This is a genomic window from Ruegeria sp. HKCCD7303, assembly GCF_013111185.1.
Classification (GTDB): Bacteria; Pseudomonadota; Alphaproteobacteria; order Rhodobacterales; family Rhodobacteraceae; genus Ruegeria.
The window spans coordinates 541,457-565,825 of the sequence record NZ_WVRE01000002.1 but is presented as its reverse complement, the minus strand read 5'-3'; the positions used below and the strand labels follow the sequence as shown (position 1 = coordinate 565,825).

The 24,369-nt window shown below is 56.5% G+C and carries 21 protein-coding genes; 14 read left to right on the top strand and 7 right to left on the bottom strand.

Going from position 1 to position 24,369, the window contains the following annotated elements; genetic code table 11:
• Positions 1-105 precede the first annotated feature (105 nt).
• Entirely contained in the window at positions 106-1,068 is a 963-nt protein-coding gene (locus tag GS630_RS07400) for a DUF808 domain-containing protein (protein WP_171174242.1), read from the top strand.
• 56 nt (positions 1,069-1,124) lie between these two features.
• On the opposite strand, the gene tkt is transcribed toward GS630_RS07400, so the two are convergent.
• The gene (gene tkt / locus GS630_RS07395; protein ID WP_171619105.1) at positions 1,125-3,149 is read right to left on the bottom strand and encodes a transketolase; all 2,025 of its coding nucleotides are present in this window, start codon (positions 3,147-3,149) and stop codon (positions 1,125-1,127) included.
• 236 nt (positions 3,150-3,385) lie between these two features.
• On the opposite strand from tkt, the gene GS630_RS07390 reads away from it, so the two are divergent.
• From GS630_RS07390 to GS630_RS07380, 3 genes are read left to right on the top strand one after another with little or no spacing between them, the layout of a single operon-like run.
• Positions 3,386-4,240 (top strand): hypothetical protein, encoded by an 855-nt coding sequence (locus tag GS630_RS07390; protein ID WP_171174238.1) that lies wholly within the window; start codon positions 3,386-3,388, stop codon positions 4,238-4,240.
• On the top strand, positions 4,240-4,632 hold the full coding sequence (locus GS630_RS07385) for a cell division protein ZapA (protein ID WP_171174235.1): 393 nt from the start codon (positions 4,240-4,242) through the stop codon (positions 4,630-4,632). Before GS630_RS07390 ends, GS630_RS07385 begins: the two co-directional genes overlap by 1 nt.
• Positions 4,632-4,979, top strand: a complete 348-nt coding sequence (locus GS630_RS07380) for an MliC family protein (protein WP_171174233.1) — start codon at positions 4,632-4,634, stop codon at positions 4,977-4,979. The genes GS630_RS07385 and GS630_RS07380 overlap by 1 nt, the downstream gene beginning before the upstream one ends.
• A 6-nt stretch (positions 4,980-4,985) precedes the next feature.
• On the opposite strand, the gene grxD is transcribed toward GS630_RS07380, so the two are convergent.
• From grxD to GS630_RS07355, 5 genes are all read right to left on the bottom strand, one after another.
• Positions 4,986-5,348, bottom strand: coding sequence for a Grx4 family monothiol glutaredoxin (gene grxD / locus GS630_RS07375; protein ID WP_171174231.1), 363 nt, complete (start codon positions 5,346-5,348; stop codon positions 4,986-4,988).
• Positions 5,349-5,528: 180 nt separating this feature from the next.
• On the bottom strand, positions 5,529-5,765 hold the full coding sequence (locus tag GS630_RS07370; protein ID WP_039530494.1) for a BolA/IbaG family iron-sulfur metabolism protein: 237 nt from the start codon (positions 5,763-5,765) through the stop codon (positions 5,529-5,531).
• A gap of 145 nt (positions 5,766-5,910) precedes the next feature.
• On the bottom strand, positions 5,911-8,070 hold the full coding sequence (gene purL / locus GS630_RS07365) for a phosphoribosylformylglycinamidine synthase subunit PurL (protein ID WP_171619103.1): 2,160 nt from the start codon (positions 8,068-8,070) through the stop codon (positions 5,911-5,913).
• A gap of 180 nt (positions 8,071-8,250) precedes the next feature.
• A complete protein-coding gene (locus tag GS630_RS07360; RefSeq protein WP_171174227.1) occupies positions 8,251-10,491 on the bottom strand; it encodes a mechanosensitive ion channel family protein in 2,241 nt (746 codons plus the stop codon).
• A 270-nt stretch (positions 10,492-10,761) separates the two neighbouring features.
• Positions 10,762-11,670 (bottom strand): LysR family transcriptional regulator, encoded by a 909-nt coding sequence (locus GS630_RS07355; protein ID WP_171174225.1) that lies wholly within the window; start codon positions 11,668-11,670, stop codon positions 10,762-10,764.
• Between the two features lie 169 nt (positions 11,671-11,839).
• Here GS630_RS07355 and GS630_RS07350 point away from each other — a divergent pair, with 169 nt between their 5' ends.
• From GS630_RS07350 to GS630_RS07305, 10 genes are all read left to right on the top strand, one after another.
• On the top strand, positions 11,840-15,259 hold the full coding sequence (locus tag GS630_RS07350) for an indolepyruvate ferredoxin oxidoreductase family protein (RefSeq protein WP_171174223.1): 3,420 nt from the start codon (positions 11,840-11,842) through the stop codon (positions 15,257-15,259).
• Positions 15,260-15,337: 78 nt separating this feature from the next.
• Complete coding sequence (locus GS630_RS07345; RefSeq protein ID WP_171174221.1) at positions 15,338-16,216, top strand: lysophospholipid acyltransferase family protein; 879 nt, start codon at positions 15,338-15,340, stop codon at positions 16,214-16,216.
• Positions 16,217-16,224: 8 nt separating this feature from the next.
• Positions 16,225-17,034, top strand: coding sequence for a glutamate racemase (locus GS630_RS07340; protein WP_171174219.1), 810 nt, complete (start codon positions 16,225-16,227; stop codon positions 17,032-17,034).
• Between the two features lie 94 nt (positions 17,035-17,128).
• A complete protein-coding gene (argC, locus tag GS630_RS07335; protein WP_171174217.1) occupies positions 17,129-18,157 on the top strand; it encodes an N-acetyl-gamma-glutamyl-phosphate reductase in 1,029 nt (342 codons plus the stop codon).
• A 7-nt stretch (positions 18,158-18,164) separates the two neighbouring features.
• Positions 18,165-18,611 (top strand): cytochrome c maturation protein CcmE, encoded by a 447-nt coding sequence (ccmE, locus tag GS630_RS07330; RefSeq protein WP_171089834.1) that lies wholly within the window; start codon positions 18,165-18,167, stop codon positions 18,609-18,611.
• Between the two features lie 144 nt (positions 18,612-18,755).
• The gene (locus GS630_RS07325; protein ID WP_171174215.1) at positions 18,756-19,367 is read left to right on the top strand and encodes a holin-associated N-acetylmuramidase; all 612 of its coding nucleotides are present in this window, start codon (positions 18,756-18,758) and stop codon (positions 19,365-19,367) included.
• Positions 19,358-19,936 (top strand): holin family protein, encoded by a 579-nt coding sequence (locus GS630_RS07320; RefSeq protein ID WP_171619101.1) that lies wholly within the window; start codon positions 19,358-19,360, stop codon positions 19,934-19,936. The genes GS630_RS07325 and GS630_RS07320 overlap by 10 nt, the downstream gene beginning before the upstream one ends.
• Positions 19,937-20,011: 75 nt before the next feature.
• Entirely contained in the window at positions 20,012-21,976 is a 1,965-nt protein-coding gene (locus GS630_RS07315; protein ID WP_171174210.1) for a heme lyase CcmF/NrfE family subunit, read from the top strand.
• Entirely contained in the window at positions 21,973-22,428 is a 456-nt protein-coding gene (locus GS630_RS07310; protein ID WP_171174208.1) for a cytochrome c-type biogenesis protein, read from the top strand. Before GS630_RS07315 ends, GS630_RS07310 begins: the two co-directional genes overlap by 4 nt.
• A 75-nt stretch (positions 22,429-22,503) precedes the next feature.
• The gene (locus GS630_RS07305) at positions 22,504-23,280 is read left to right on the top strand and encodes an enoyl-CoA hydratase-related protein (protein WP_171174206.1); all 777 of its coding nucleotides are present in this window, start codon (positions 22,504-22,506) and stop codon (positions 23,278-23,280) included.
• Between the two features lie 11 nt (positions 23,281-23,291).
• On the opposite strand, the gene bmt is transcribed toward GS630_RS07305, so the two are convergent.
• Positions 23,292-24,305 carry a betaine--homocysteine S-methyltransferase gene (bmt, locus tag GS630_RS07300; RefSeq protein ID WP_171174204.1) on the bottom strand — a complete coding sequence of 338 codons (1,014 nt, stop codon included), beginning with the start codon at positions 24,303-24,305 and terminating at the stop codon, positions 23,292-23,294.
• Between the last annotated feature and the right edge of the window lie 64 nt (positions 24,306-24,369).

The window sequence follows — 24,369 nt, the reverse complement described above, 5'->3', positions numbered from 1 at the left end:
ATTTTTAAGGTGTTAGCGCAAACCTGCGCCGATTGCGCTAACGCTTGCGCTAGCTGAGAGATCAGGTAGGGTCCCGGTGCGGCAGGTGACAGGAAAGGACACGCGATGAGCGGACTGTTGGCCCTTTTGGACGATGTGGCGGGAATTGCCAAAGTGGCGGCGGCTTCGGTCGACGACGTGGTTGCGGCGGCAGGTAAGGCCGGGGCCAAGACTGCCGGGGTGATCATCGACGACGCGGCGGTCACGCCCAAATATGTTCAGGGGTTTGCGCCTGCGCGAGAGTTGCCGATCATCTGGCGCATTGCGCGCGGGTCGATTTTCAACAAGATCATATTGCTGCTGCCGGTGGCGCTGCTACTGGCCAACTTCGCGCCGTGGCTGATCACACCATTACTCATGATTGGAGGGTCTTACCTTTGTTTTGAAGGGGCCGAAAAGATATTCCACGTCCTGTTCCCCCATGGCAGCCACGCCATTGAACAAGACATGGACGTTCGTGACCCCGGTCACCTCGAGGAACAAAAGGTCAAAGGCGCGATCAAGACGGACTTTATCTTGTCGGCCGAGATCATGACGATTGCTTTGGCGGCGATCGAAGCGCCGAACCTGTGGATGCAGGCGGCGACTCTGGCCGTTGTTGGGATCGGGGTGACGGTGGCTGTTTATGGTTCTGTTGCGCTGATCGTAAAAATGGATGATGTCGGGCTTTATCTGGCGCAAAACGCACCGACCCCGATTGGTCGTGGTCTTGGCCGTGGGTTGGTCAAAGCGATGCCCGGCGTGATGAAAACCCTGTCCATTGTTGGGACAGCAGCGATGCTGTGGGTCGGCGGGTCGATTGTGATCCACGGGATGGAGGTGTTAGGCTTCGGATGGTTGGGCCATCACATCCACGATTGGGCCTACGCCATTGGTCATTCGGTTTCCGATCAATGGGTTGGCGCAGTTGAGTGGATGTCCAAGGCCACGATGGATGGCGTATTTGGTTTGGCTTGGGGATTGGTTTTGATCCCGGTGGCGACCAAAGTGATTGGGCCTTTGCTTTCGAAGAAGTCACAAACACATTGAAACCCAAATGAAAAGGGCGGCCTAAGCCGCCCTTTGCTTGATCAGATGCGTCTGTTTTACAGGCCCAGCAGTTCTTTGACTTTGGCTACGGTTGCTTCGGCGGTGATGCCGAAATGCTTGTAAAGCTCTCCTGCCGGGGCTGAAGCACCAAAGCTTGACATGCCGATGAACCCGGCTTTGGCCTCGCGACCACGCTCACCCAGAAGCCAGCGATCCCAGCCTCCGGCGCGAACGGCGGCTTCGATGCCGACGCGAACCGCACCGGCAGGCAGAACGCGTTTGCGGTAGGCTTCGTTTTGTTCAGCGAACAGTTCCATACAGGGCATCGAGACAACACGGGTTCCGATGCCCTCGGCTTCGAGCATCGCTTTGGCTTCCATCGCCAGGGACACTTCGGACCCGGTCGCGATCAGGATGGCCTGACGTTTGCCTTCGGCTTCAGCCAAGACATAAGCACCTTGTGCAACAAGGTTCTTGGTTTTGTGCTGGGTCCGCACGGTCGGAACACCCTGACGGGTCAGCGACAGGACCGAGGGGCTGTCCTTGAAGGTCAGCGCCAGTTCCCACGCTTCAGCCGTTTCAACCGTGTCAGCGGGGCGGAACACATAGGTGTTCGGCGTTGCGCGTGAGATGGCCAGATGCTCGACCGGCTGGTGGGTCGGGCCGTCTTCGCCCAGACCGATCGAGTCATGGGTCATCACGAAGACCGACGGGATTTTCATCAGGGCCGCCAAACGCATGGACGGGCGGGCATAGTCGGTGAAGGCCATGAACGTGCCGCCATAGGGGCGGATGCCACCATGCAGCGCCATGCCGTTCATCGCAGCGGCCATGCCGTGTTCGCGAATACCGTAGTGGATGTAGCGTCCTTTGCGGTTTTCCGGCAGGAACACACCCATATCGGCCGACTTGGTGTTGTTCGAGCCGGTCAGGTCAGCCGAGCCGCCAACGGTTTCGGTCATGATCGGGTTCACGACGTTCAGTACTTTTTCTGACGAGGCGCGGGTAGCCAGCTTTGGTTGATCTTCCGAAACTTGCTTTTTGAAAGAACGAATGGCGCCAGCCAGCTTTTTAGGGGCTTCAAACGCGTAGGCACGGTTGAACTCGGCCTGCTTGCGTTCAGAAAGTTGCGCGAAACGCTCCTCCCAGGCCGCTCGTTCAGCAGCACCACGTGCGCCAATGGCTTCCCACGCGGATTTAACATTGGCCGGGATTTCAAATGCGTCATGCGGCCAGCCATAGCCTTCTTTGGCGGCTTTCAACTGATCCTGATCGGTCAGAGCACCATGGCCTTTCGATGTATCCTGTGCTGCGTGACCCAAGGCGATGTGGCTTTCGCATGCGATCATGGTCGGCTTGCTGGACTTCTTCGCGTCCACAATCGCTGCGTCGATCGCATTTGGATCGTGGCCGTCAATCTCGATTACATGCCAGCCTGAGGCCGCAAAACGGCGCACCTGATCAGTGCGGTCGGCTATATCGACGGTACCGTCGATGGTGATGTTGTTGTTGTCCCAAAAGACGATTAGTTTGCTCAGTTCGTGGCGACCGGCCAGCGTGATCGCCTCTTGGCTGACGCCTTCCATCAGACAACCGTCGCCAGCAATCACATAGGTATAGTGATCGACGACCTTCTTGCCGTACTGCGCGCGCTGAATCTCTTCGGCCATGGCAAAGCCCACGGCGTTCGAAATGCCCTGACCCAGCGGGCCGGTTGTGGTTTCAACACCGTCGATCAAAAAGTTTTCCGGGTGACCGGCGGTTTTTGCACCCAATTGGCGGAAGTTTTTGATCTCTTCGAGGGTCACGTCAGCGTGGCCGGTGAGGTACAGCAGCGAGTAAACCAGCATCGAGCCGTGTCCGGCGGACAGGATGAACCGGTCGCGGTCCGGCCAGCTTGGGTTTGAAGCGTCGAATTTCAGGTGCTTTTCGAACAGTACGGTCGCAACATCGGCCATGCCCATGGGCATACCGGAATGGCCGGAATTGGCGGCGGCGACGGCATCAAGGGTCAGAGTGCGGATGGCCGCAGCTTTGTCCCAGTGTTCGGGGTTGGCTTTGCGCAGCGCAGTCAGGTCCACGGGCGTTGTTCCTTTGGGTTTGAAGCAGATTGCGGGCTCAATACCACTCAGTACCCAAAGTGCAAGCGGAACCGGGGTGAATCGGGCCGCACTGCATGAAGAGCGGAGCTCAAGTGTTTGAAAGCAAACAGTGGGTATTTTCTGTCGCATTCCGCTAGACTGTCTGCAGGCGGGATTCGGTTTTGATTCGGATCGCATCGAAACAGAATGAACCTTGATAAAGAGGTGACAGGGGCATGAGCCAGATAGAAGACTTACAGCACCGCATAATTGCCGCGATGGACCGTATTAGCGTGGGGGTCGAGGCATTGGGCGCTGAATCTCGGGGCACCGGGCCGGATGACGGACTTCAGACTGCGCTGGAAGATGAACGCATTGCCAACGCGCAACTTCAGGAACGGCTGAAATCTCTGAAACAGCAGCACGAAGAGCAAATGGATGGCTTACGCGCTGATCTGGAAGAGCTGCGTGCGGCACCGTCTGACGGTTCGGAAATCGACGCACTGCGCGCAGAGTTGGAAGAAGCCCGCGCCAAGATCGCCTCGGTCGAGGCTGCGCGCGCCGAGCTGGCCGAAGCCAAGGCGGCACTGGACAACAGCACCGAGTTGGACGCATTGAAAGCCGAAAACGAAGAAATGCGGGCAGAGCTTGATGGAAAGGAAGATCCCGAGCCACTGAAAGCCGAGTTGGAAGAGCTGCGTGGCATGTTGGATCAGGCTAAAGCAGTGGAGGCTGAAAACAGCCGCCTCAAGGCCGAGTTAGAAGACACGGAACGTGTCGGTGACCTGAGCGCCGAGTTGGAAATGCTGCGTGCTGAACGCGCAAGCCATGGTGCCGCAATGTCTCGTTTGGACGACGATCTTCAACGTATGCGAAAGGCAAATGAACAATTGCGCCATGCCGTTGACGAGTTGCGCGCGGCCGCAACTGAGGGCCTGACGGATGCAGAGCTTCTCAACAAGGCCACGGTCGCCGAACTTGAAGCCACGCGAGCAGCGCAAGCCTCGGACGCGGCCGAGGCGCAGGCCGTTCTTGCGCGTCTTGAGCCGCTGCTGTCGCAGGCGAAACTTGTAGAAGGTGAGGTAGAATAATGCCCGAAGTGACCATAAATATCGGCGGTCGCGGCTTTGACGTCTCGTGCAGGGACGGTGAGGAGCCCTTTCTGCATTCCGCAGCCAAAATGCTGGACGATGAAGCCCAGGTTTTGTCCGATCAGATCGGCAGGATGCCTGAATCCCGCATGCTTTTGATGGCCGGGCTCATGCTTGCTGACAAGACTGCAGCAACGGAAGACAAGGTCAAATCGCTTGAGGCAAAGTTGGCCGAGGTCGAGGCCCAGCTTCAGAACCTCAGGAACGCTCCTCCGCCGGAACCAGAACGCGTCGAAGTGGCAGTTGTTCCGCCATCTGTCACCGATACACTGGCAGAGCTGGCCGCGCGGGCAGAAGCGCTTGCGGCCGTTGTCGAGGAGAAGAAAGCCTGATGACTGTGTTGCGAAACGCCTTGTTTGCGGCTGCACTGGCTGTGCCTGCGACTTCCGCTTTGGCAGAGATTGACATTCTGTCAGTCACATTCACTTGCGAAAACGGAATACCCTTGCCGGTGACCTATTTCAACGCGTCCGACGGTTCAGGCGCTGCGGCGACGATCGTGGACAATATTCTGGTTGCTATGCGCCAAGTGGAAAGCGGGTCAGGTATCCGCTATGAATCCAGCGGAGATCAAGGAACCTATATTCTGCGCTCAAAAGGCTGGAAGGCATCGATCAGCTATTTGGCGGCGGGCGCCGCCAATGAGCAGGCAATTTTTCAGGACTGTTCCAGCCGATAAGCAGGCTTACGCGTTTGCTTCACGAATTTTGTCGGCTGCATCTTTGTTGTAGCCGACACCGTTTTCGTCAAACAGAGTGTCCAGCTCACCCGACAGGGTCATTTCGGTGATGATGTCGCAACCGCCGACAAATTCGCCTTTGACGTAAAGCTGAGGTACGGTCGGCCAGTCAGAGTAGTCCTTGATACCCTGACGAACTTCCTCGTCGGCCAAAACGTTCACGTCAGCGTAGTCAACGCCCATATAGTTCAGCACACCGGCCACGCGGGAGGAGAAGCCACACTGAGGCATCTCCTTGGTGCCTTTCATGTACAGCACCACATCATTGGCTTTGACGGTTTCGTCGATCTGGGTCTTCACATCGGTCATTTCGCGTTTCCTTCAAAGATCGCGTCTTTGGCTGTCGATTACTACTTGCCGCCACGCGTGTCGTCGTTTGTTTTCTTTACTAGATTTAGGTCAGTTGCTTCCATTCCCAATGGTGGTTTCTCATTAGGTTGGGGCGGTTGCCATCCACCCATTGATTTAAGCACATTCCTAAGAAATTTATTATTCCGGTACTTTGGTGGTCAGCGCCAGCGCGTGCAGTTCACCATCTGGGCCGTCCATTTTGCCTTTCAAGGCCGCGTAGACAGCGCGCTGCTGCTGTACGCGGTTCTTGCCGCGAAAGCTTTCGTCCACGACCATGGCGGACATGTGAACGCCATCGCTGCCGCCAACCTGAATTTCCGCGTTGGGAAAGCTCTCGCGCAGCAGGGTTTCAATTTCGTGGGCGCTCATCGGCATGTAGGTTTACTCCTAAAGGTCTTTATCAAGATGTAGAGCGGTGGGGCGGGGCGTGCAAGATGGCACGTGCGGACAAATCCGGTAAATCCTGCGCCTTTTTAGACGCGCAGGATTTCCGTATTTGGGACGAGAAGAAGCCTGTATTTTAAGCCACGGCCGCGGCAAAGCTGGTGCGGAAGGTCTCTGTAAGCTCGGCCAGCGGTGCCTCGGAACTGCCGACCTTCACGCAATCACCTGTAAATCGACCGACAGAGACCAGCGGTACACCGGCTTGGCCGGCTGCAATCATAAGTGCCTCTGCCTGGTCAAAGTTGCAGGCGATCAGATAACGCGCCTGATCTTCGCCAAACAGGAATTCGGTTGGGGCTTCGTCGAGATGGACACCAACGCCAGCCGCTTCAGCCAGTTCGAAGGCGGCCAATGCAAGACCGCCATCGCCAAGGTCGGTACAGGCTTTGATCATCTCGCGGTTGGCGCGAATGAAGTCACCGTTGCGCTTTTCAGCATCCAGATCAACACGCGGCGCATCACCGTCTTCACGGTTGAACACCTCGGCCAATAGTGCGGACTGGCCCAGATGGCCCTTGGTTTCACCGATGACCAGGGCGACGTGACCCTCACGGACTTCATTGCCGATAATCTCATCTGAATGGTTCAGCAGGCCAACCGCACCGATTGTTGGGGTGGGTAGGATCGCCTGACCATCGGTTTCATTGTAAAGCGACACATTGCCCGAAACGATCGGCATATCCAACGCGCCAACGGCGGCACCGATGCCTTGAATGGCACCGACGAACTGGCCCATGATTTCGGGCTTTTCGGGGTTTCCGAAGTTCAGGTTATCAGTGGTGGCCAGAGGTTTGGCACCAACAGCGGTCAAGTTGCGATAGGCTTCGGCAACAGCTTGTTTGCCGCCTTCAACCGGGTTTGCGCGTACATAGCGCGGTGTCACGTCTGAGGTAAAGGCAAGCACCTTGTCGGTGCCGTGGACACGCACCATGCCAGCGCCCAGACCCGGTGTGCGGGCGCTGTCCGCCATCACCATGGTGTCGTACTGTTCGTACACCCACTGCTTTCCAGCGTAGTTGGGCGAAGAGAGCAGGGCGCGCAGCCCATCGATCGGGTCGATCTGAGGCACATCGGCCAATTCTTCGGCAGCAGGCGTCGGCTCCCACGGACGGTCATATTCTGGCGCGGTGGAGGAGAGCTTGGACAAGACAAGGTCCGCCTTGACTTCGCCGTTATGCATGATCAGGAAGCGGTCTTCGGCGATGGTTTCACCGACGATGGCGAAGTCCAGATCCCATTTTTCGAAAACAGCGCGGGCCTCGGCCTCAAGTTCCGGCTTGAGAACCATCAACATACGTTCCTGAGATTCCGACAGCATCATCTCATAGGCTGTCATATTCTCTTCGCGCTGGGGTACGTTTTCCAGATCGAGGCGTACGCCCAGACCACCCTTGTCACCCATTTCCACGGCAGAACAGGTCAGACCCGCCGCGCCCATATCCTGGATCGAGATCACTGCTCCGGTCCGCATCAGTTCGAGCGTCGCTTCCATCAGGCGTTTTTCGGTGAAGGGGTCGCCAACCTGTACTGTCGGGCGCTTTTCTTCGATGGTGTCGTCGAATTCAGCAGAGGCCATCGTCGCGCCGCCAACGCCGTCTCGACCGGTTTTAGCGCCCAGATAGACGACGGGCATCCCGACGCCGGACGCGGCGGAGTAGAAAATCTTGTCGCTGTCGGCCAGACCAGCAGCAAATGCGTTCACCAGACAGTTGCCGTTATAGGCCGGATGGAATCGGACTTCGCCGCCGACGCATGGCACGCCAAAACAGTTGCCATAGCCGCCGATGCCTTCGACCACGCCATTCACCAGCTGACGGGTCTTGTGGTGGTCGGGTTCGCCGAATGACAACGCGTTCATCGATGCAATGGGGCGCGCGCCCATGGTGAAGACGTCGCGAAGAATGCCACCAACGCCCGTTGCCGCACCCTGATAGGGTTCGATGTATGACGGGTGGTTATGGCTTTCCATTTTGAAAACAACAGCCTGACCGTCGCCAATATCAACAACGCCTGCGTTTTCACCAGGTCCGCAAATCACCTGAGGCCCCGATGTAGGCAGGGTGCGCAGCCATTTCTTGGACGACTTGTACGAGCAATGCTCGTTCCACATCGCGGAAAAGATGCCCAGTTCGGTAAAGGTCGGTTCACGCCCGATGATCTCGAGGATCATGTCGTATTCCTCGGGCTTGAGCCCGTGTGCAGCAATCAGATCGGGTGTGATGGCGGGCTCTTGCATCTTCTGTCCTGTGTCCAAGTGGGCCGAGATTGCGCGCCTTGTAGGGCAAGCGCGCGCGTGTGGAAAGGGTCAAGACGGCGCAGGCTGCGTCTTTCAAAGAAAAACGGAACCGACGGCGACGCCGGTTCCGTATGAAAGCACCGAAGCTTTGGTGCAGATCGCAGGAACAAACCGCGAAGGTTACGCCTGTCCCTGGTCCTTGTTGAGTTCAGCTGCCGCGGCGGCACCAACAGCTGTTTTCTGTTCGGGGGTCAGGTTTTCAGCATCATCCAGGCCCGGGATTGCAACGCGCACCTCACGGCGGGCAAAGTCGATGCCGTTCTCCTTGAAGGCGGCCTTGACCCGGTTGAAGATTTCCTTGCGCAGGGTGAACTGCTTGCCCGGCTTTGCCATGAACTTGCCGCGGATGATCATGCCGACATCGTCAAAGTCGAACACGCCCTGAGACTTGAAGGGCTGAAGGAAACCATCCTTGTGAGTTTCGTCTTCCATCATCTCGGCACCGATCTTCTTGAAGATCTTTTTGACCTTGTTGGGGTCAGTGTCGAAAGGCACGGTGAACTTCAGCTTCATGATCACCCAGTCGCGACTGAAATTGGTCAGTTTCTGAATCTCACCATAGGGAATGGTGTGAACGGGACCGCGGTGGTGGCGTAGTTGCATCGAGCGGATCGAGATTTTCTCAACCGTGCCCATTGTGCCGCCCACATCCACATACTCACCTACGCGGAAGGCATCGTCGATCAGGAAGAAAATCCCGCCCACGATATCGGCGACCAGTTTCTGTGCGCCAAAACCGATGGCCAGACCCAGAACACCGGCACCGGCCAACAGAGGTGTGATGTTGATGCCCAACGCACCCAAAGCCAGAAGAACAAAGATAACGGCAATGGCTACTTGTGCAGTAACGCGTAGCAGTGGCAGAACAGTAGCCAGACGTGATCCGCCGGAACCTCCGCCTTCACCGGCTTCTTCATCCGGGCTTTGTTCGGCGGCTGTTTGTTCTTTTGCGAGGCGGCGGTTTATCCAAAGTGAAACGATTTCGTTCAGGATGTACCCGACCGCGATTATAATAAAGAACTGGATCACTTTGCTGCCGGACTCAGTTCCACCGCCTGCGATTTCCTGGAGGTCAAGGTCCCACGCATTGGCGATCATAAGAATGACCAAAACACCGGCCAGAACCCGCCCGATACGAATGTAGCTTCGCTTGGTGGACTTATAGGCGCGTTCTGCGACAGGGCCGTCGCCAAGCATAGGTGGTTGAAGGTGACGTACCAGGCCACGGATCAGCGTATCCAAAGCAGGAGCGATCAGCAGCCAGAACATGGTGACGAAGTGTGCTCCATGTGCCAGAAGGCCAAATACCACAGGGTTGTTCTGCGCTGCGAGATACTCGACCAGCAGCCAAGTGCCGGCGGAAACACCGATAGCAATGTAAGGGTAGAGCCTCGCTACCTCTTCATCAAACCGTGTACGATCAGGGTCTGAACCACGCATCATGTCGGACAATCCATCACGTGCCGTCCAGGCAATCACCGCGATGTAGATGTGAATCGCTGTATTCAGCCAGAAACCCAAACGGGATTCACCCGGTGGGACGCCGTTGATGGCGTTGAAGTCCAAAATGAACATGGTGAACCCAATCAGCAGGAATAAGCCGATCAAGTTGCGATGCAGGTAGCTCGCCCAGTGGTCGCTAACATTGACCATACGAAGATCGTGCTGTTGCGGGGCTAGAATGAAACGCGAAATGGCTGCACCCAAACGAGGGAACCAAATTAGGAAGAAAACAAATGGTGCAGCCTGCGCGATCTGAGGCTCGTCCAAAAGCCGACGCCCTACAAAAACCAGAGTGTAATAAAAGACCAGAAGGCCAAGAAACTCACCGCAAAAGCGTTTGAACAAATAGGTGGCCGCACCTCGAAGGTTTGTAGAAGCATCTCCATCAACTACTTTAAGCCATCGGCGCGTCCACAGCCCAACGATCTTCTCGGCGGCAAAACCAACCGCTAGGGCGATGAAAGTGAAGCCAAAAAGACTAACTAGCCCGCTGGACCCAAAGCTACTTCCGAAATTCGAGAATGCTTGAACCTGAGCTGAAATTAACAGAGGGATCTTTCTGATAACATCCATCCAGGACGCGGCCATGGTGCTAACGGTGTCCGAGATGGCCTGAAATATACCCTTTTCGGTCGTGCCACTTTCGGCCCGCTTTTCTGCAACAGCATCAAGCCGCTCCAACAGAATCGCGCGCACCTGGTCGTCAGACATCCGCGCAACAAGGTCGTCGACCTGTTCGGGTGTCAGATCTTCGGGAATCGTCACTGAGGACGGCGTGCTGGTGCCTTGTGCCAGAAGTGGGGTCGCTAAAAATAAAGCGGAAATGATCGCCAGCATGAGGCGGAGTGGGTGGAACATTGATTTTCCCTCGAACACGAAATTGTTTCGTTTTTTGGGGATCATATGCCTATGCGTGTATTTTTCCCAGAGCTTTCGCTGGCTAAATGCTTTTGGCCGCGCAAAAAAAAGGCCGAGCTATAAGCTCGGCCGTAGTCCAACAGGGAGGTATGAAGATGATGAGCGTTTCAGCATCACCGCCTTCGAGTGCTCATTTAGGTGTCAGTTTGTGAAGGTTCAAGGAGTTTAACCCTGTTAAGACCTCATGCCCGATATGCTATGGGTGCATATCTAGAGTTTACCCATCTGTTTCAATTGCTTGCGCTGCGCAATGATCTCATCCTGAACGAAATCACGGAACGCGCCGACGCGCTTCGAATGCCTGAGCTCTTCGGGATAGGCCAAGTATACAGGAACATCAGCGGTTTCGATGTCGGACAGTACCGGCACCAGATGCGGAAAATCCTGCGTTACATAATCAGGAAGAACCCCAATACCCAGATTGTGCAGAACGCCCTGAAGTACTCCGAAATAGTTGTTCACGGTCAGTAACGACCCTGGATTGTAGGTCATCAGGTGGCGCACCATCGCTGCGCTGGCTCCGACTTGCGGTGCTGCGGGGGTTTGGCAAATCAGTCGATGGTCTTTGATTTCGTCCAACGAATTCAACGTTCCACCATGAGCCTCGATATAGTCCTGCGTCGCGTACAGCATCATTTGCACCGTCATCAAACGCTTGCGAACCAAGTCGGCTTGACTGGGTTCTTTCATGCGAATGGCGACGTCCGCCTCACGCATGGGAAGGTCCAAAACGCGTTCTTCCAGCATCAAGTCGATGTTGAGATCGGGGTACTGCTCGTACAGTTTAGGCAGGCGCGGGGCCAGCCAGAGAGTTCCGAAGCCGAATGTGGTCGTAACCCGCAGGACGCCAAAGACCTCTTCTTCGCTGTCCCGAATGCGCGCGGCTGCAGCATCCAGCCGTTTCGACATTGCGGATGTGGCGTCAAACAGCAATTCACCTTGTTCGGTAAGAATCAGTCCCCGCGCATGACGATGAAAAAGGGTCGCATCCAGCGATTCTTCCAATGCACGGATCTGTCTGCTCACGGCGGATTGAGACAGATTGAGCTTGTCACCTGCGTGGGTCAGGCTGCCTGCATCGGCCACTGCGTGAAATATTCTAAGCTTGTCCCAATCCATCACCGCAACTTTCGTTATCCTTTTGGATGCCTATATGAAAGAGGTGACAAGTTCCACATTCAAAGGGCGAAATCGTTACTTATCAGTGGATAAATCCTATACAGGTCAGAAATTATGACCTAAAATGCATCGAAATGAAGCACACTGATCTGACGAGGGGAGACGTCTGATGAGTCAGCCACAGATAACGTTAAACGACCGGTTTGATCTTGAGAAAAACCCCGTTCTTTTGAACGGAACTCAGGCGCTTGTCCGGTTGATGCTGATGCAGAAAGCAAGGGACCGGCAAGCGGGCCTGAACACGGCGGGCCTAGTTACCGGTTATCGAGGTTCGCCCCTTGGTGCGGTCGATCAGCAGATGATGCGCGCCCAAAAGCCGCTGGCTGAAAACGATGTGACGTTTCAGTTCGGATTGAACGAAGATCTGGCTGCAACTGCGCTTTGGGGCAGTCAGCAGGCGGGATTGCGCGCGGATGGCAAGTTCGATGGCGTTTTCGGGCTTTGGTACGGCAAAGGTCCTGGCGTTGACCGGTCCGGCGACGTTATGCGCCACGCGAACATGGCCGGAACGGCCAAACATGGCGGCGTCCTTATGGCGATGGGTGATGACCATACCGGTGAAAGCTCGACGGTTTTGCATCAGTCCGAATGGTCGCTGGTTGACATGTATATGCCGATTGTCAGCCCCGCTGGCGTTCAGGAAATTCTGGACTACGGCATATACGGCTTCGCACTCAGTCGCTTTGCTGGGGTCTGGGTCGGTTTGAAAACGATGAAAGACACAATCGAGGTCACTTCGGTTGTGGATGGCAGCCCGAACCGGATGCAGGTCGTTGTGCCTGAATTCGACATGCCGGAAGGTGGGTTGAACATTCGGTTGGGTGACACTCCGCACCTGCAGGAAACGCGCGTCATCGACTACAAAAGGTTCGCGGCCGAAACGTTTTCCCATGCCAATAAGCTCGACAAGCGGATGTGGGGCAAACCCGGTGCCAAGATCGGCTTTGTGGCTGCAGGCAAGAACTGGCTAGATCTGACACATGCTCTTTCGCTTTTGAATATCGACGAGGCCGAGGCCGAACGGCTGGGGATCACCACTTACAAGGTGGGGCAGACTTTCCCGTTGGATATGGCCGGGTTCCATGACTGGGCCGAAGGGCTGGACCTGATCGTGATCGTCGAGGAAAAGCGCAAGCTGATTGAGGTTCAGGTCAAGGAGGCCATCTTTGACGATCGGCGCGGCCGCAGGGTTTATGGCTGGTACAAAGGTGGGGCAGGGGCGCTGCACCGGGAAGAACTGTTCCCGACGCGTGGTGCGCTTGATCCGATCATGATCGCCGAAAAACTGGGTGAAATCCTGATCGAAGAGGGGCGCGAAACCGATGGTATTCGGGCTGGGCTGTCATCATTGTCCGAAGCGCGTCGGGCCGATAACGCGCAGGAAATCGCGACACGGCTTCCGTATTTCTGCTCGGGCTGTCCGCATAACAGTTCGACGAAAGTGCCTGATGGCAGCCGCGCTTATGCCGGTATCGGCTGTCACTACATGGTTCAGTGGATGGACCGCGAGACGACAGGTTTCACCCAAATGGGCGGTGAAGGCGCGAACTGGATTGGTGAAGCTCCGTTTTCGACCACCAAACACGTGTTCCAGAACCTTGGCGACGGCACTTATAACCATTCGGGCGTTCAAGCGATCCGGGCGGCGTTGTCTGCAGGAACGAACATCACCTTCAAAATCCTGTTCAACGACGCGGTCGCCATGACCGGTGGGCAGGACAACGAAGGCGACCTGACCGCAGAACGGATCGTTGCAGAGGTCAAAGCGATGGGCGTCCGTGAGGTCGCTCTGGTTTATGACGAAAAGGAAGACGTTAACTTCAAGGCTCTGCCAGCCAGCGTTCAAACATATGAGCGCGCGGATCTTATGCAAGTGCAGGAGAAATTCCGCGAGATCGAAGGCGTTTCGGTCATTGTCTATGTTCAGACCTGCGCGGCTGAAAAGCGCCGCCGTCGCAAGCGGGGCACGTTCCCGGACCCGGACAAACGAGTGTTCATCAACACTGATGTCTGCGAAGGCTGTGGCGATTGTGGGGTGCAGTCGAACTGCGTATCGATCGTGCCGAAACAGACCGAACTGGGCCGTAAGCGAGCCATTGATCAGTCAAGTTGCAACAAGGACTTTTCCTGCCTGAACGGGTTCTGTCCCTCGTTCGTGACACTTGAGGGTGCGAAAATCCGCAAAGAGGCAACGACCGAGATCGATCTGCCGGACCTACCAATGCCCGAGCTTCCCGAGATCAAGGGAACGCATAACGTGGTCATCACGGGTGTAGGGGGTACTGGCGTCGTTACCCTTGGCGCAATTCTTGCTCAGGCGGCGCAGATCGATGGCAAAGGCGCGGGCATGATGGAAATGGCGGGCTTGGCGCAGAAAGGTGGTGCGGTTCATATCCACTGCCGTCTGGCCAATCGCCCCGAAGATATCAGCGCGATCCGCGTTGCCACCGGTGAAGCCCACGCCCTGATCGGCGGCGATTTGGTGGTTTCCGCCGGGGCGAAGACCTTGGGCCTGACGCGCACCGGACGCACCGGCGCAGTCGTAAACAGCCATGAAACGGTCACGGGCGACTTCACACGCGATACGGAATTCCGCATTCCAGCCGATCAGCTGGAACTGGCCTTGCAGGCGCGGCTGAAAGAAGATGTCTCATTGTTTGACGCAACCGATCTGTCGCGCGCCGTGATGGGGGATTCGATCTATTCCAACATGATGATCTTTGGCGCGACCTGGCAGCGCGGGTTGTTGCCCGTCAGCCATCAGGCGATCTTTGACGCCATTGAGTTGAACGGAACGGCGGTCGAACGAAACAAGCGTGCGTTTGATATCGGCCGCTGGGCGGTGCTGCATCCGGATGAGGTACAGTCCATACTGTCCCCAACCGTGGCGGAGATGCCGAAAACGCTGGACCAGATCATCGAGTTCCGTGCACAGCACCTGACCGAATACCAAAGCGCCCGGTTGGCGAAACGGTATCGTAAGTTGGTTGACAGCGTTGAGGACGCTGAGGTGCGCGAAGCAGTCGCAAAGGGTTATCACAAGCTTTTGTCATACAAGGATGAATACGAGGTTGCCCGCCTTCTGCTGACCAGTCGGGAAAAGGCGGCGGCCGAGTTTGATGGCGATTTCAAGATGACGTTTCATCTGGCGCCGCCGATTTTCGGAGGATCGGGCAGCAACGGCAGGCCCAAGAAGCGCGCATTCAGCGAATCTGTCATAGGCCCATTGAAGCTGCTGACAAAGTTGAAGGCGCTGCGCGGCACACCGTTCGATGTCTTCGGGTATTCGTCCGAACGCAAAATGGAGCGTGCTTTGATCCGGCAGTACGAAAAGGACATGCGCGAAGTGTTGCCGTTATTGTCGCAGGACACACGTGATGCGATCTCTGCCTTGGCTCGACTGCCATTGGATATCCGTGGTTTCGGACCTGTTTTGCAGGAAAACGAGGCCAAGGCAGCCAAACGGCGCGAGGAGTTGCTGGCATCCATCCGCAGCGGCGGGCCCGAGTTGCAGGCAGCGGCGGAGTAAATCGTCACAAGGGCGTCACGATAGCTAGGCAAAATTGTTACTTGCACCTATTTTGCAGGCAACAAACCGGAGACCCACATGCCATCGCGTCGTGATGCCGTTCGTGACATTTCTTATGCCCATTCTGCCGAGACCAAAGGCGGGCGAATGGTTATTAAGCTTATGGAGAATACGACTGGCCGTATGCGCCTGATCAAACGCGCCGACGGATACGAAAAAGACGTTGCCAACGGGCGCGACTTTTGGGCCGTTATGGTCGAACGCTATGGGCTGACATTGGATGTTGTGGGGGGATCGCTTGCAAACATTCCGACGGATGGCTCCCTGATCCTGATTGCCAATCATCCCTATGGCATTCTGGATGGTCTAATAATGGGTCACATTCTGTCTGAGGCGCGCGGAGATTTCCGAATTCTGGCGCATCGCGTGTTCCGCAAGGCTGAAGATCTGAACCGCATCATCCTGCCCATTTCGTTTGATGAAACGAAAGAAGCGATGAAGCTGAATTTGGAGACTCGCAAAACGGCTCTCAACTATCTGGGCGAGGGTGGGGCGATTGGCATTTTTCCGGGCGGGACAGTCAGCACCGGGGTCAAGCCGTTTGCGCACCCTATGGATCCGGGCTGGCGTGGCTTCACGGCTCGAATGGTGGCGAAATCCAATGCAACGGTTGTGCCGGTTTTCTTCGACGGGCACACATCGCGCTTGTTCCAGATCGCAAGCCATCTGCACAACACCCTGCGTATGGGTCTGCTCATCAAAGAATTCAAAAAGCGCGTCGATACCCCTGTGAAAGTGGTGATCGGAGAGCCTATTGGGCGCGATGTTTTAGACCCGCTTGGCAAGGATACGCGCAAGATGATGGATTTCCTGCGCAAAGCCACGTATGAGCTGTCTCCGAAGCCGTTGGAGTCCTATGACTACGGCTATGAATTTGAGGAACGGCATCGCGCCTGAAGGGGCTAATGGCAGTAGGTATCTTTGATTCCGGTTTGGGCGGTCTGACCGTCCTGAATGCCGCGCAGCAACGGCTGCCCGACGTGGATTTCCTGTATTTCGCGGACAGTGCGCATGCGCCCTACGGTGTACGCGACGCCGAGGATATCTATCAGCTGACCCGCAAGGCCGTGCACGAACTGTGGAATCGCGGGTGCAATCTGGTGATTCTGGCATGCAACACCGCAAGCGCTGCCGCCCTGCGCAGGATGCAGGAAGAGGGCGTGCCCGAGGGTAAGAGAGTGCTAGGCGTCTTTGTTCCCTTGATCGAAGCGCTGACCGAGCGGCAATGGGGGGACAACTCTCCACCACGCGAAGTGGCCGTTAAGCATGTGGCCTTGTTCGCGACGCCTGCCACTGTGTCCAGCCGGGCCTTTCAGCGGGAACTGGCATTCCGCGCGATTGGCGTGGACGTCGAAGCGCAGGCCTGTGGTGGTGTGGTTGATGCTATTGAAGATGGCGATATGATCTTGGCCGAGGCGCTGGTGCGGAGCCATGTTGATGCGTTGAAACGCAAAATGCCGGACCCGCAGGCCGCAATTCTGGGCTGTACGCATTACCCGTTGATGGCCGAGACGTTTCAGGCGGCCCTGGGTTCGGATGTTCAGGTCTTTAGCCAAGGGGATCTGGTGGCCGAAAGTCTGGCCGATTACCTGCAACGTCACCCCAACATGCTGGGCGACGGCGGCGGTGGTTTTCTGACCACGGGCAAGCCAGGGTTTGTCAGTGACCGAGCGACGCAGTTCCTCCGACGACAAATATCGTTCGAGGCGGCCTGATTTAGGTCAAGGACGCACTTCCCCGAATTTTCTAGTTCAAAGACCGTCACATCGGCGGTCGTGATATGTGACACACGTAAAGAAGAGGTCTGACATGACCCATAAAATCGCAATTCTGGGCGCTTCTGGTTACACCGGCGCTGAACTGGTGCGGCTGATCGCCGAGCACCCGAACATGGACATCGTTGCTTTGGCCGCCGAACGTAAGGCTGGGATGAGTATGACGCAGGTCTTTCCGCATCTGCGGCACATGGACTTGCCGGATCTGTGCAAGATTTCCGAGATCGATTTTTCCAATGTTGATCTGTGTTTCTGTGCTTTGCCGCACAAAACCAGCCAAGAGGTGATCCGGGACCTGCCGAAAGACTTGAAGATCATTGATTTGTCAGCGGATTTCCGGCTGCAAGACCCGGATGAATATGAGAAGTGGTATGGCAACCCGCACAGCGCTTTGGAACAGCAGGGCGAGGCCGTTTATGGCCTAACTGAGTTCTATAGGGATGAGATAAGGTCGGCGCGCTTGGTCGCCGGTACAGGCTGCAACGCCGCGACAGGGCAATATGTGCTGCGGCCGTTGATCTCGGCCGGGGTTATTGATCTTGATGACATCATTCTGGACCTGAAATGCGCAGTTTCCGGGGCCGGGCGGTCGCTCAAGGAAAACCTGCTGCACGCTGAATTGAGTGAAGGGTACAATGCCTATGCGGTCGGCGGTGCACACCGGCATCTGGGTGAATTCGATCAGGAATTTTCGAAGCTGGCCGGGCGGACAGTGCATGTGCAATTCACACCGCATCTGGTCCCGGCTAACCGGGGCATTCTGGCAACGACCTACGTCAAGGGCGACCCGCAAAGCGTCTATGAAACGTTGGCAAAGACCTATGTGGATGAGCCTTTCATCCAGATGCTGCCGATGGGACAGGCGCCGTCGACCCATCATGTACGCGGGTCGAATTTCTGTCATATCGGTGTGGTGGCTGACCGGATCGAACGGCGCGCGATTGTGATTGCCGCGCTGGATAACCTGACAAAAGGTAGCAGTGGCCAAGCCTTGCAGAACGCCAACCTGATGTTAGGTGAAGATGAAACTGTGGGTCTGATGATGGCCCCTCTATTTCCGTGAGGACGGTATGAAAACGCTTAAGAAACGTCGTCGAGTACAAGTCATTTTGGTAGCGGTCGTTGCCTTGGTGGCATCGACGGCGTTGATTGGGTGGGCCTTGCAGGATGGCATCAATTTCTTCCGTTCGCCCAGCGAGGTAATTGCGGAGCCGCCCAAACCGACCGAGGTGTTCCGCATAGGCGGGCTTGTTGAAGAAGGCTCGATCATTCGTGGGCAGGGCGAAACCGTTCATTTTGTGGTTACGGATGGGGGGGAGAGTGTCCCGGTCTCGTTCACGGGCGTTCTGCCGGATCTGTTTACCGAGAACCAAGGCATGGTTGGCACCGGAAGCTACGTAAACGGCGTGTTTGAAGCAACTGAAATCCTTGCCAAACATGACGAAACTTACATGCCGAAAGAGGTAATGGACGCGCTGAAAGAGCAAGGTGTTTACAAAGAAGCGGAAGGCAGCTGATCGTCGGGCTTCTCGGGCAAATGTAGCCATTGAACAAAAGAATAAAGGGCGTTGCACGTGTTCAAACTGCAGCGCCCTTTGTCGTTTCTGGATGTTAACAGGTTTGTCGGACCGTTGCCGCGATTGTTAAAATTGGGGGATGTCATGCAAACGGTTCGGCAGATCGCAGAAGACATCGTTGCACGAGAAGGCGGGTTTGTGGATGATCCGGACGACCCCGGCGGTGCCACGAAATACGGTGTGACCATTCACACAATGCGACGTCTGGGATTGGATTTGACTGGCGATGGTGCTGTGGATGTTGCCGACGTGCGGTTGCTCACGCGGCAAAAAGCGGTCGACATCTTTGTTCAGCATTACTTTGATAAGCCACGTGTTTCGTCGTTGCCGAATGTGCTGCACGCTTCGGTCTTTGACATGTATGTGAACGCCGGATCTCAGGCAGTGAAAATCTTGCAACGACTTTTGCGAGACATGGGCTTCAATGTGGCAGTGGATGGCGTGATTGGTCCAAAGACCGCAGCAGCTTGTGTAAGTGCAGCCCAGCCGGACCCATCCACACTGCGGGATGCATACGGGATTGCGCGGCGGAATTACTACTTTCGTCTGGCGGATCGACGACCGGCGTTAAGAAAATATGCGCAAAGCCGGTCAGGGGGCAAAGGTGGCTGGATTAAACGCGCCGAAGAATTTCTGTCGCACCGCTATCACATGTCAGATGACGCGTTTCAAAGAAGGGTGGAAGCATGGGATTGATCTCGGGCGTCTTGGCGCTGTTGTTTGGGAATGGACGCAATGGGGTAAGAGAAACCGTTGAGCTTTACCGCGAAAACGCCGAAGCAGGCGCGCAGAGAGGAGCCGAGGTTCAAGCGCAAGCCATGTTGCAATTTGGTGGTGAATTCCAAACTGCGCAAAAAGGTTCATTTGACCGGTTTATGGATGGTGTGAATCGACTGCTACGTCCGGCTTTGGCCTTGGGGACGCTGGGGTTGTTCATCGCGGCCATGGTCGATCCGCTGTGGTTTGCGGCTAGGATGCAAGGCATGGCTTTGGTGCCGGAACCTTTATGGTGGTTGTTGGGCGTTATCGTTTCCTTTTACTTTGGAGCACGGCATCAGGTGAAGATGCAGGAGTTTCAAAGGGATATCGGTGTTTCAATGCTGCGATTGCCTGCCGTCCTGAACAATATCGAGCAGTTGCGCGCCCTGCGAGCCGACAGCCCGGGGGCTGCGGATCCTGGCCCGGATTCAGCTTTGACGCAAGACATCACGCGCCCTGATGCCAACCCTGCGCTGGAAGACTGGCGCAAGCGTCGTGGGACCTGACCCGCGACACTATGTGCCCCCGGATCTGGCGAAAGTTATTGGCCCCCGGATTGGCCCCGGAGTATATTCCGGGGCATGATTACAGAACTCGGCCACTTTGCCCTAATTCTCGCCTTCTTTGTCGCAATCGTGCAAAGCGTGGTGCCCCTGATCGGTGCCTCGAAACGTTGGACCGGATGGATGGCATTTGCCGAGCCTTCGGCCATTGTTCAGTTCCTGCTAACGGCATTTTCCTTCGGTGCTCTGATCTGGGCTTTCGTCGTGTCCGACTTTTCCCTGAGGATCGTGGTTGAGAACAGCCACTCGGCCAAGCCGATGATCTACAAGATAAGTGGGACATGGGGGAACCACGAAGGGTCCATGTTGCTTTGGGTGCTGATTGTCACCTTGTTCGGTGCGATGGCTGCGTTTTTTGGGGGCGGTTTGCCGCCAACGCTTAAGGCACGTGTGTTGGCCGTGCAGTCTTCAATTGCTGTCGCATTTTTTGCCTTCATTTTGTTCACGTCAAACCCGTTTGACCGGCTTGCAATTGCGCCGTTTGACGGGCGCGACCTGAACCCACTGCTTCAAGACCCCGGTTTGGCCTTCCATCCACCGTTTCTCTATCTCGGATATGTGGGGCTGAGTATGGCGTTCAGCTTTGCCGTTGCCGCCCTGATCGAAGGCCGCGTCGACGCCGCATGGGGGCGGTGGGTGCGGCCTTGGACACTGGCAGCATGGGTCTTTTTGACGATCGGGATCGCGTTGGGGTCCTGGTGGGCGTACTACGAACTCGGCTGGGGCGGTTTCTGGTTCTGGGACCCGGTTGAGAACGCCTCTTTCATGCCGTGGCTTCTGGCAGCCGCGCTGTTGCACTCGGCTATCGTTGTGGAAAAGCGCGAGGCGCTGAAAAGTTGGACCATTTTGCTGGCAATCATCGCATTCGGATTTTCACTGATCGGCACATTCATTGTGCGGTCTGGGCTTCTCACGTCTGTTCATGCCTTTGCAACCGATCCCGAACGTGGCGTGTTTATCCTGATGATCCTGGTGTTCTTTATCGGCGGGGCATTGACGCTGTTTGCCGCGCGCGCCCAAGCGATGGAGGCCAAGGGTGTGTTTGGTATGGTCAGCCGCGAAAGCGCTTTGGTGGCGAACAACGTGCTGCTGGCTGTCAGCTGTTTTGTTGTGTTCGTAGGCACCATGTGGCCGATGGTGGCTGAGATGATGTTCGACCGGAAGCTCTCGGTCGGTGCTCCGTTCTTCAATGCGGCGTTCTCTCCGTTCATGGTGCTGCTTGGGTTGATCCTGCCGATTGGGTCAATGTTGCCTTGGAAGCGGGGAAGGATTGGCAAGACCGCGTGGTCGCTGCGCTATGCCTTTGGCCTTGCGCTGGCAATTGCTCTGCTGGTTTGGGCGATGCAAACCGGACGCAGCGCGCTTGGGCCGGTTGGGCTGTTCCTTGGGGCCTGGATCACCTTTGGTGCAGCGCTTGATTTGTGGAGCCGCACAGGCCGCAATGGCAGCCTTAAGCGCCTGTTCCGTTTGCCGGGCGCGGATTGGGGAAAAGCGGTTGCTCATACCGGTTTGGGCGTCACCATCTTCGCGGTCGCTGGTCTGACTGCGTGGGAGGCCGAAGATATTCGCGTGGCGCAACCCAACAAGCCGTTCGTGGTGGGGCAGTTCACGCTGACCCTGCAAGATGTGCGGCAGGTTGAGGGGCCGAACTATTTCTCGACCACGGCAGATGTCCTGGTTGAAAAGAATGGACGTCTGATTGGCACCCTGCACCCGGAAAAACGCGACTATCCGGTGGCGCGTATGCCCACGACTGAGGCTGCGATCGACTATCGTTTCCTGGGCGACCTTTACGTTGTGATCGGCGATCAGCAGGCCGATGGGGGCTGGGTCATGCGGACCTATATCAAACCGCTCGCAAACTGGATCTGGGGTGGCTGCATTCTAATGTCGCTAGGCGGTATCCTAAGCCTATGTGACAGACGATTCCGTGTTGCGGCTGGGGCCAGAAAAACCCCGGTTGGCGGAGTGCCCGCAGAATGAAACGCCTTGTACTGATCCTAATGCTGCTGGCGACACCCGTGTTTTCGGTGCAGCCCGACGAGGTGCTGGATGATCCGGTCCTCGAACAGCGGGCGCGCGACCTCAGCACTGGCCTACGCTGCCTTGTTTGCCGGAACGAGAGCATCGACGAAAGCAATGCAGATCTTGCGCGTGACTTGCGCCTGTTGCTGCGTGAGCGTTTGGTCGCGGGTGACAGCGATGAAGAGGCAATTGCCTTTATCGTAGATCGCTATGGCGAATACGTTCTGCTGAAGCCGACGACCAGCGGTTCGAACCTGTTTCTTTGGCTCGCCGGACCCATCATGTTGCTGATTGCAGCCGGGGTCGGGCTGAACTTTCTGCGCAACCGCGCCAAAGCCCACGCTTCAGTTGAGAGCACGACGCTGAGTGAGGACGAAAAGGAACGCCTGCGCCGAATTCTTGAAGACTGACGTTTGGTTCTGCTTTTCCCATCCCGTTTGGGTCAGTAAGTGTGCAAAAACGCAAGGCGCGACGGGAGGGTTTTCATGAAATACGAAACGGTTGTTCTGGATATTTCTGACGGGCTGGCAGTTCTGACATTGAACAGACCTGACAAGATGAACGCTCTGACAACTCAGATGCGAGCTGAAATCACTCACGCAATGAAAGATGCGGCGACCCGAGCCCGGTGCATCGTGATCACCGGCGCTGGACCTGCTTTTTGCTCGGGACAGGATTTGGGTGATGCGTCGTCAACCGGCAAGATTGATCTGGAACGTTCGTTGCGGGACGAATATGAGCCGATGCTGGAGACGATTCACAGCTGTCCGGTGCCAACGATTGCGGCCGTGAACGGAGCTGCGGCTGGGGCAGGAGCCAACCTTGCCCTGTGCGCGGATGTAGTGATTGCTGCCGAGAGCGCCTATTTCCTGCAGGCCTTTGCTCGGATCGGGTTGCTGCCCGACGCTGGCGGAACCTGGTTCATGCCACGTCAAATGGGGCTGGCCAAGGCGATGGGGGCGGCTTTGTTTGCTGACAAGATCAGCGCACGGCAGGCAGATGATTGGGGTCTGATCTGGGAGGCCATCCCTGATGAAGACTTCGCTGCGCATTGGCGCAAACGGGCGGAATACCTGGCCAAAGGTCCGACCGCCGCCTATGGCGCGATCAAGCAAGCTGTTCGTGGGACATATGAAAACACCCTGCCTCAGCAGCTTGCGACCGAAGCGCATCTGCAAGGCGAATGCGGTCGCTCGCGCGATTTCGCCGAAGGTGTGGTGGCATTCATGGAAAAACGCCCTCCGAAATTCGAAGGGCGCTGAATAGGTCGAATTTAGGCGCGGCGGCGGCGGCGCGCTCGGCGCTCGGGTGCAGCATCATCGCCGGTTCCGTCCGAGGCCGAAGTAAACGGACCAAGCGCATCAGTGATTTGTTCCAGGGTGGGGCGCTCGCCGCGGGATGTGGTGTCCAGCGCCTCGCGCATCTTGCGCAGGTGATCGGGCATGGTCCCGCAGCAACCGCCAATGATCGTGGCACCGGCGTCGCGGGCCATAGCGGCGTATTGGCCCATCAATTCGGGTGTACCGTCATAGTGGATGTGGCCATCCACGTATTTCGGAATGCCCGCGTTACCTTTTGAGATCAGAGGACGTTCCGTGCCCTGTGCGCCAAAGCCCAGAACAGTGCGCAGAATATCTGATGCGCCGGTTCCACAATTGGCTCCGAATGCGATGGGCGGGTTTGGCAGCGTTTCAACCAGTTGCGCCAGATCAGCCGAGGTGACACCCATCATTGTGCGACCCGCTGTGTCAAAGCTCATGGTGCCACACCAGGGCATATCGGCCAGCGCAAACGCTTCGGCGGCGGCGCGGAATTCTTCGGGCGCGCTGATGGTTTCGACCCACAGCACATCCACACCGCCTTCTTTCAGTGCTGCGGCTTGTTCGTGGAACATTTCCACCGCTTCGGAATGAGACAAACTTCCGACGGGTTCCATGATCTCGCCGGTCGGGCCAACGGATCCAGCGACCACAACGGGGCGTCCCGCCTTGTCCGCAACTTCACGCCCAAGTTCCGCACCGATGCGGTTCAGTTCGCCCACGCGATTCTGTGCGTCATGCAATTTGAGCCGCGCCGATGTGCCACCGAACGTATTGGTCAGGAAAAGATCGCTGCCCGCATCGACGGAACCCTGATAAAGGGCTTTGATTTTTTCGGGAGCGTCCACGTTCCAAAGTTCAGGCGCATCGCCGGATTGCAGGCCCATGTTGAACAGGTTTGTTCCAGTCGCTCCATCCGCCAGAATGGCATCATTGGTGTCCAGAAGCTTGCTCAGCGCATTTGTCATTGGGGTATTCCAGAAAAAGGCGCAAATCGCCGTTAAAAAATAGAGACGCCCCATGTCACACGAC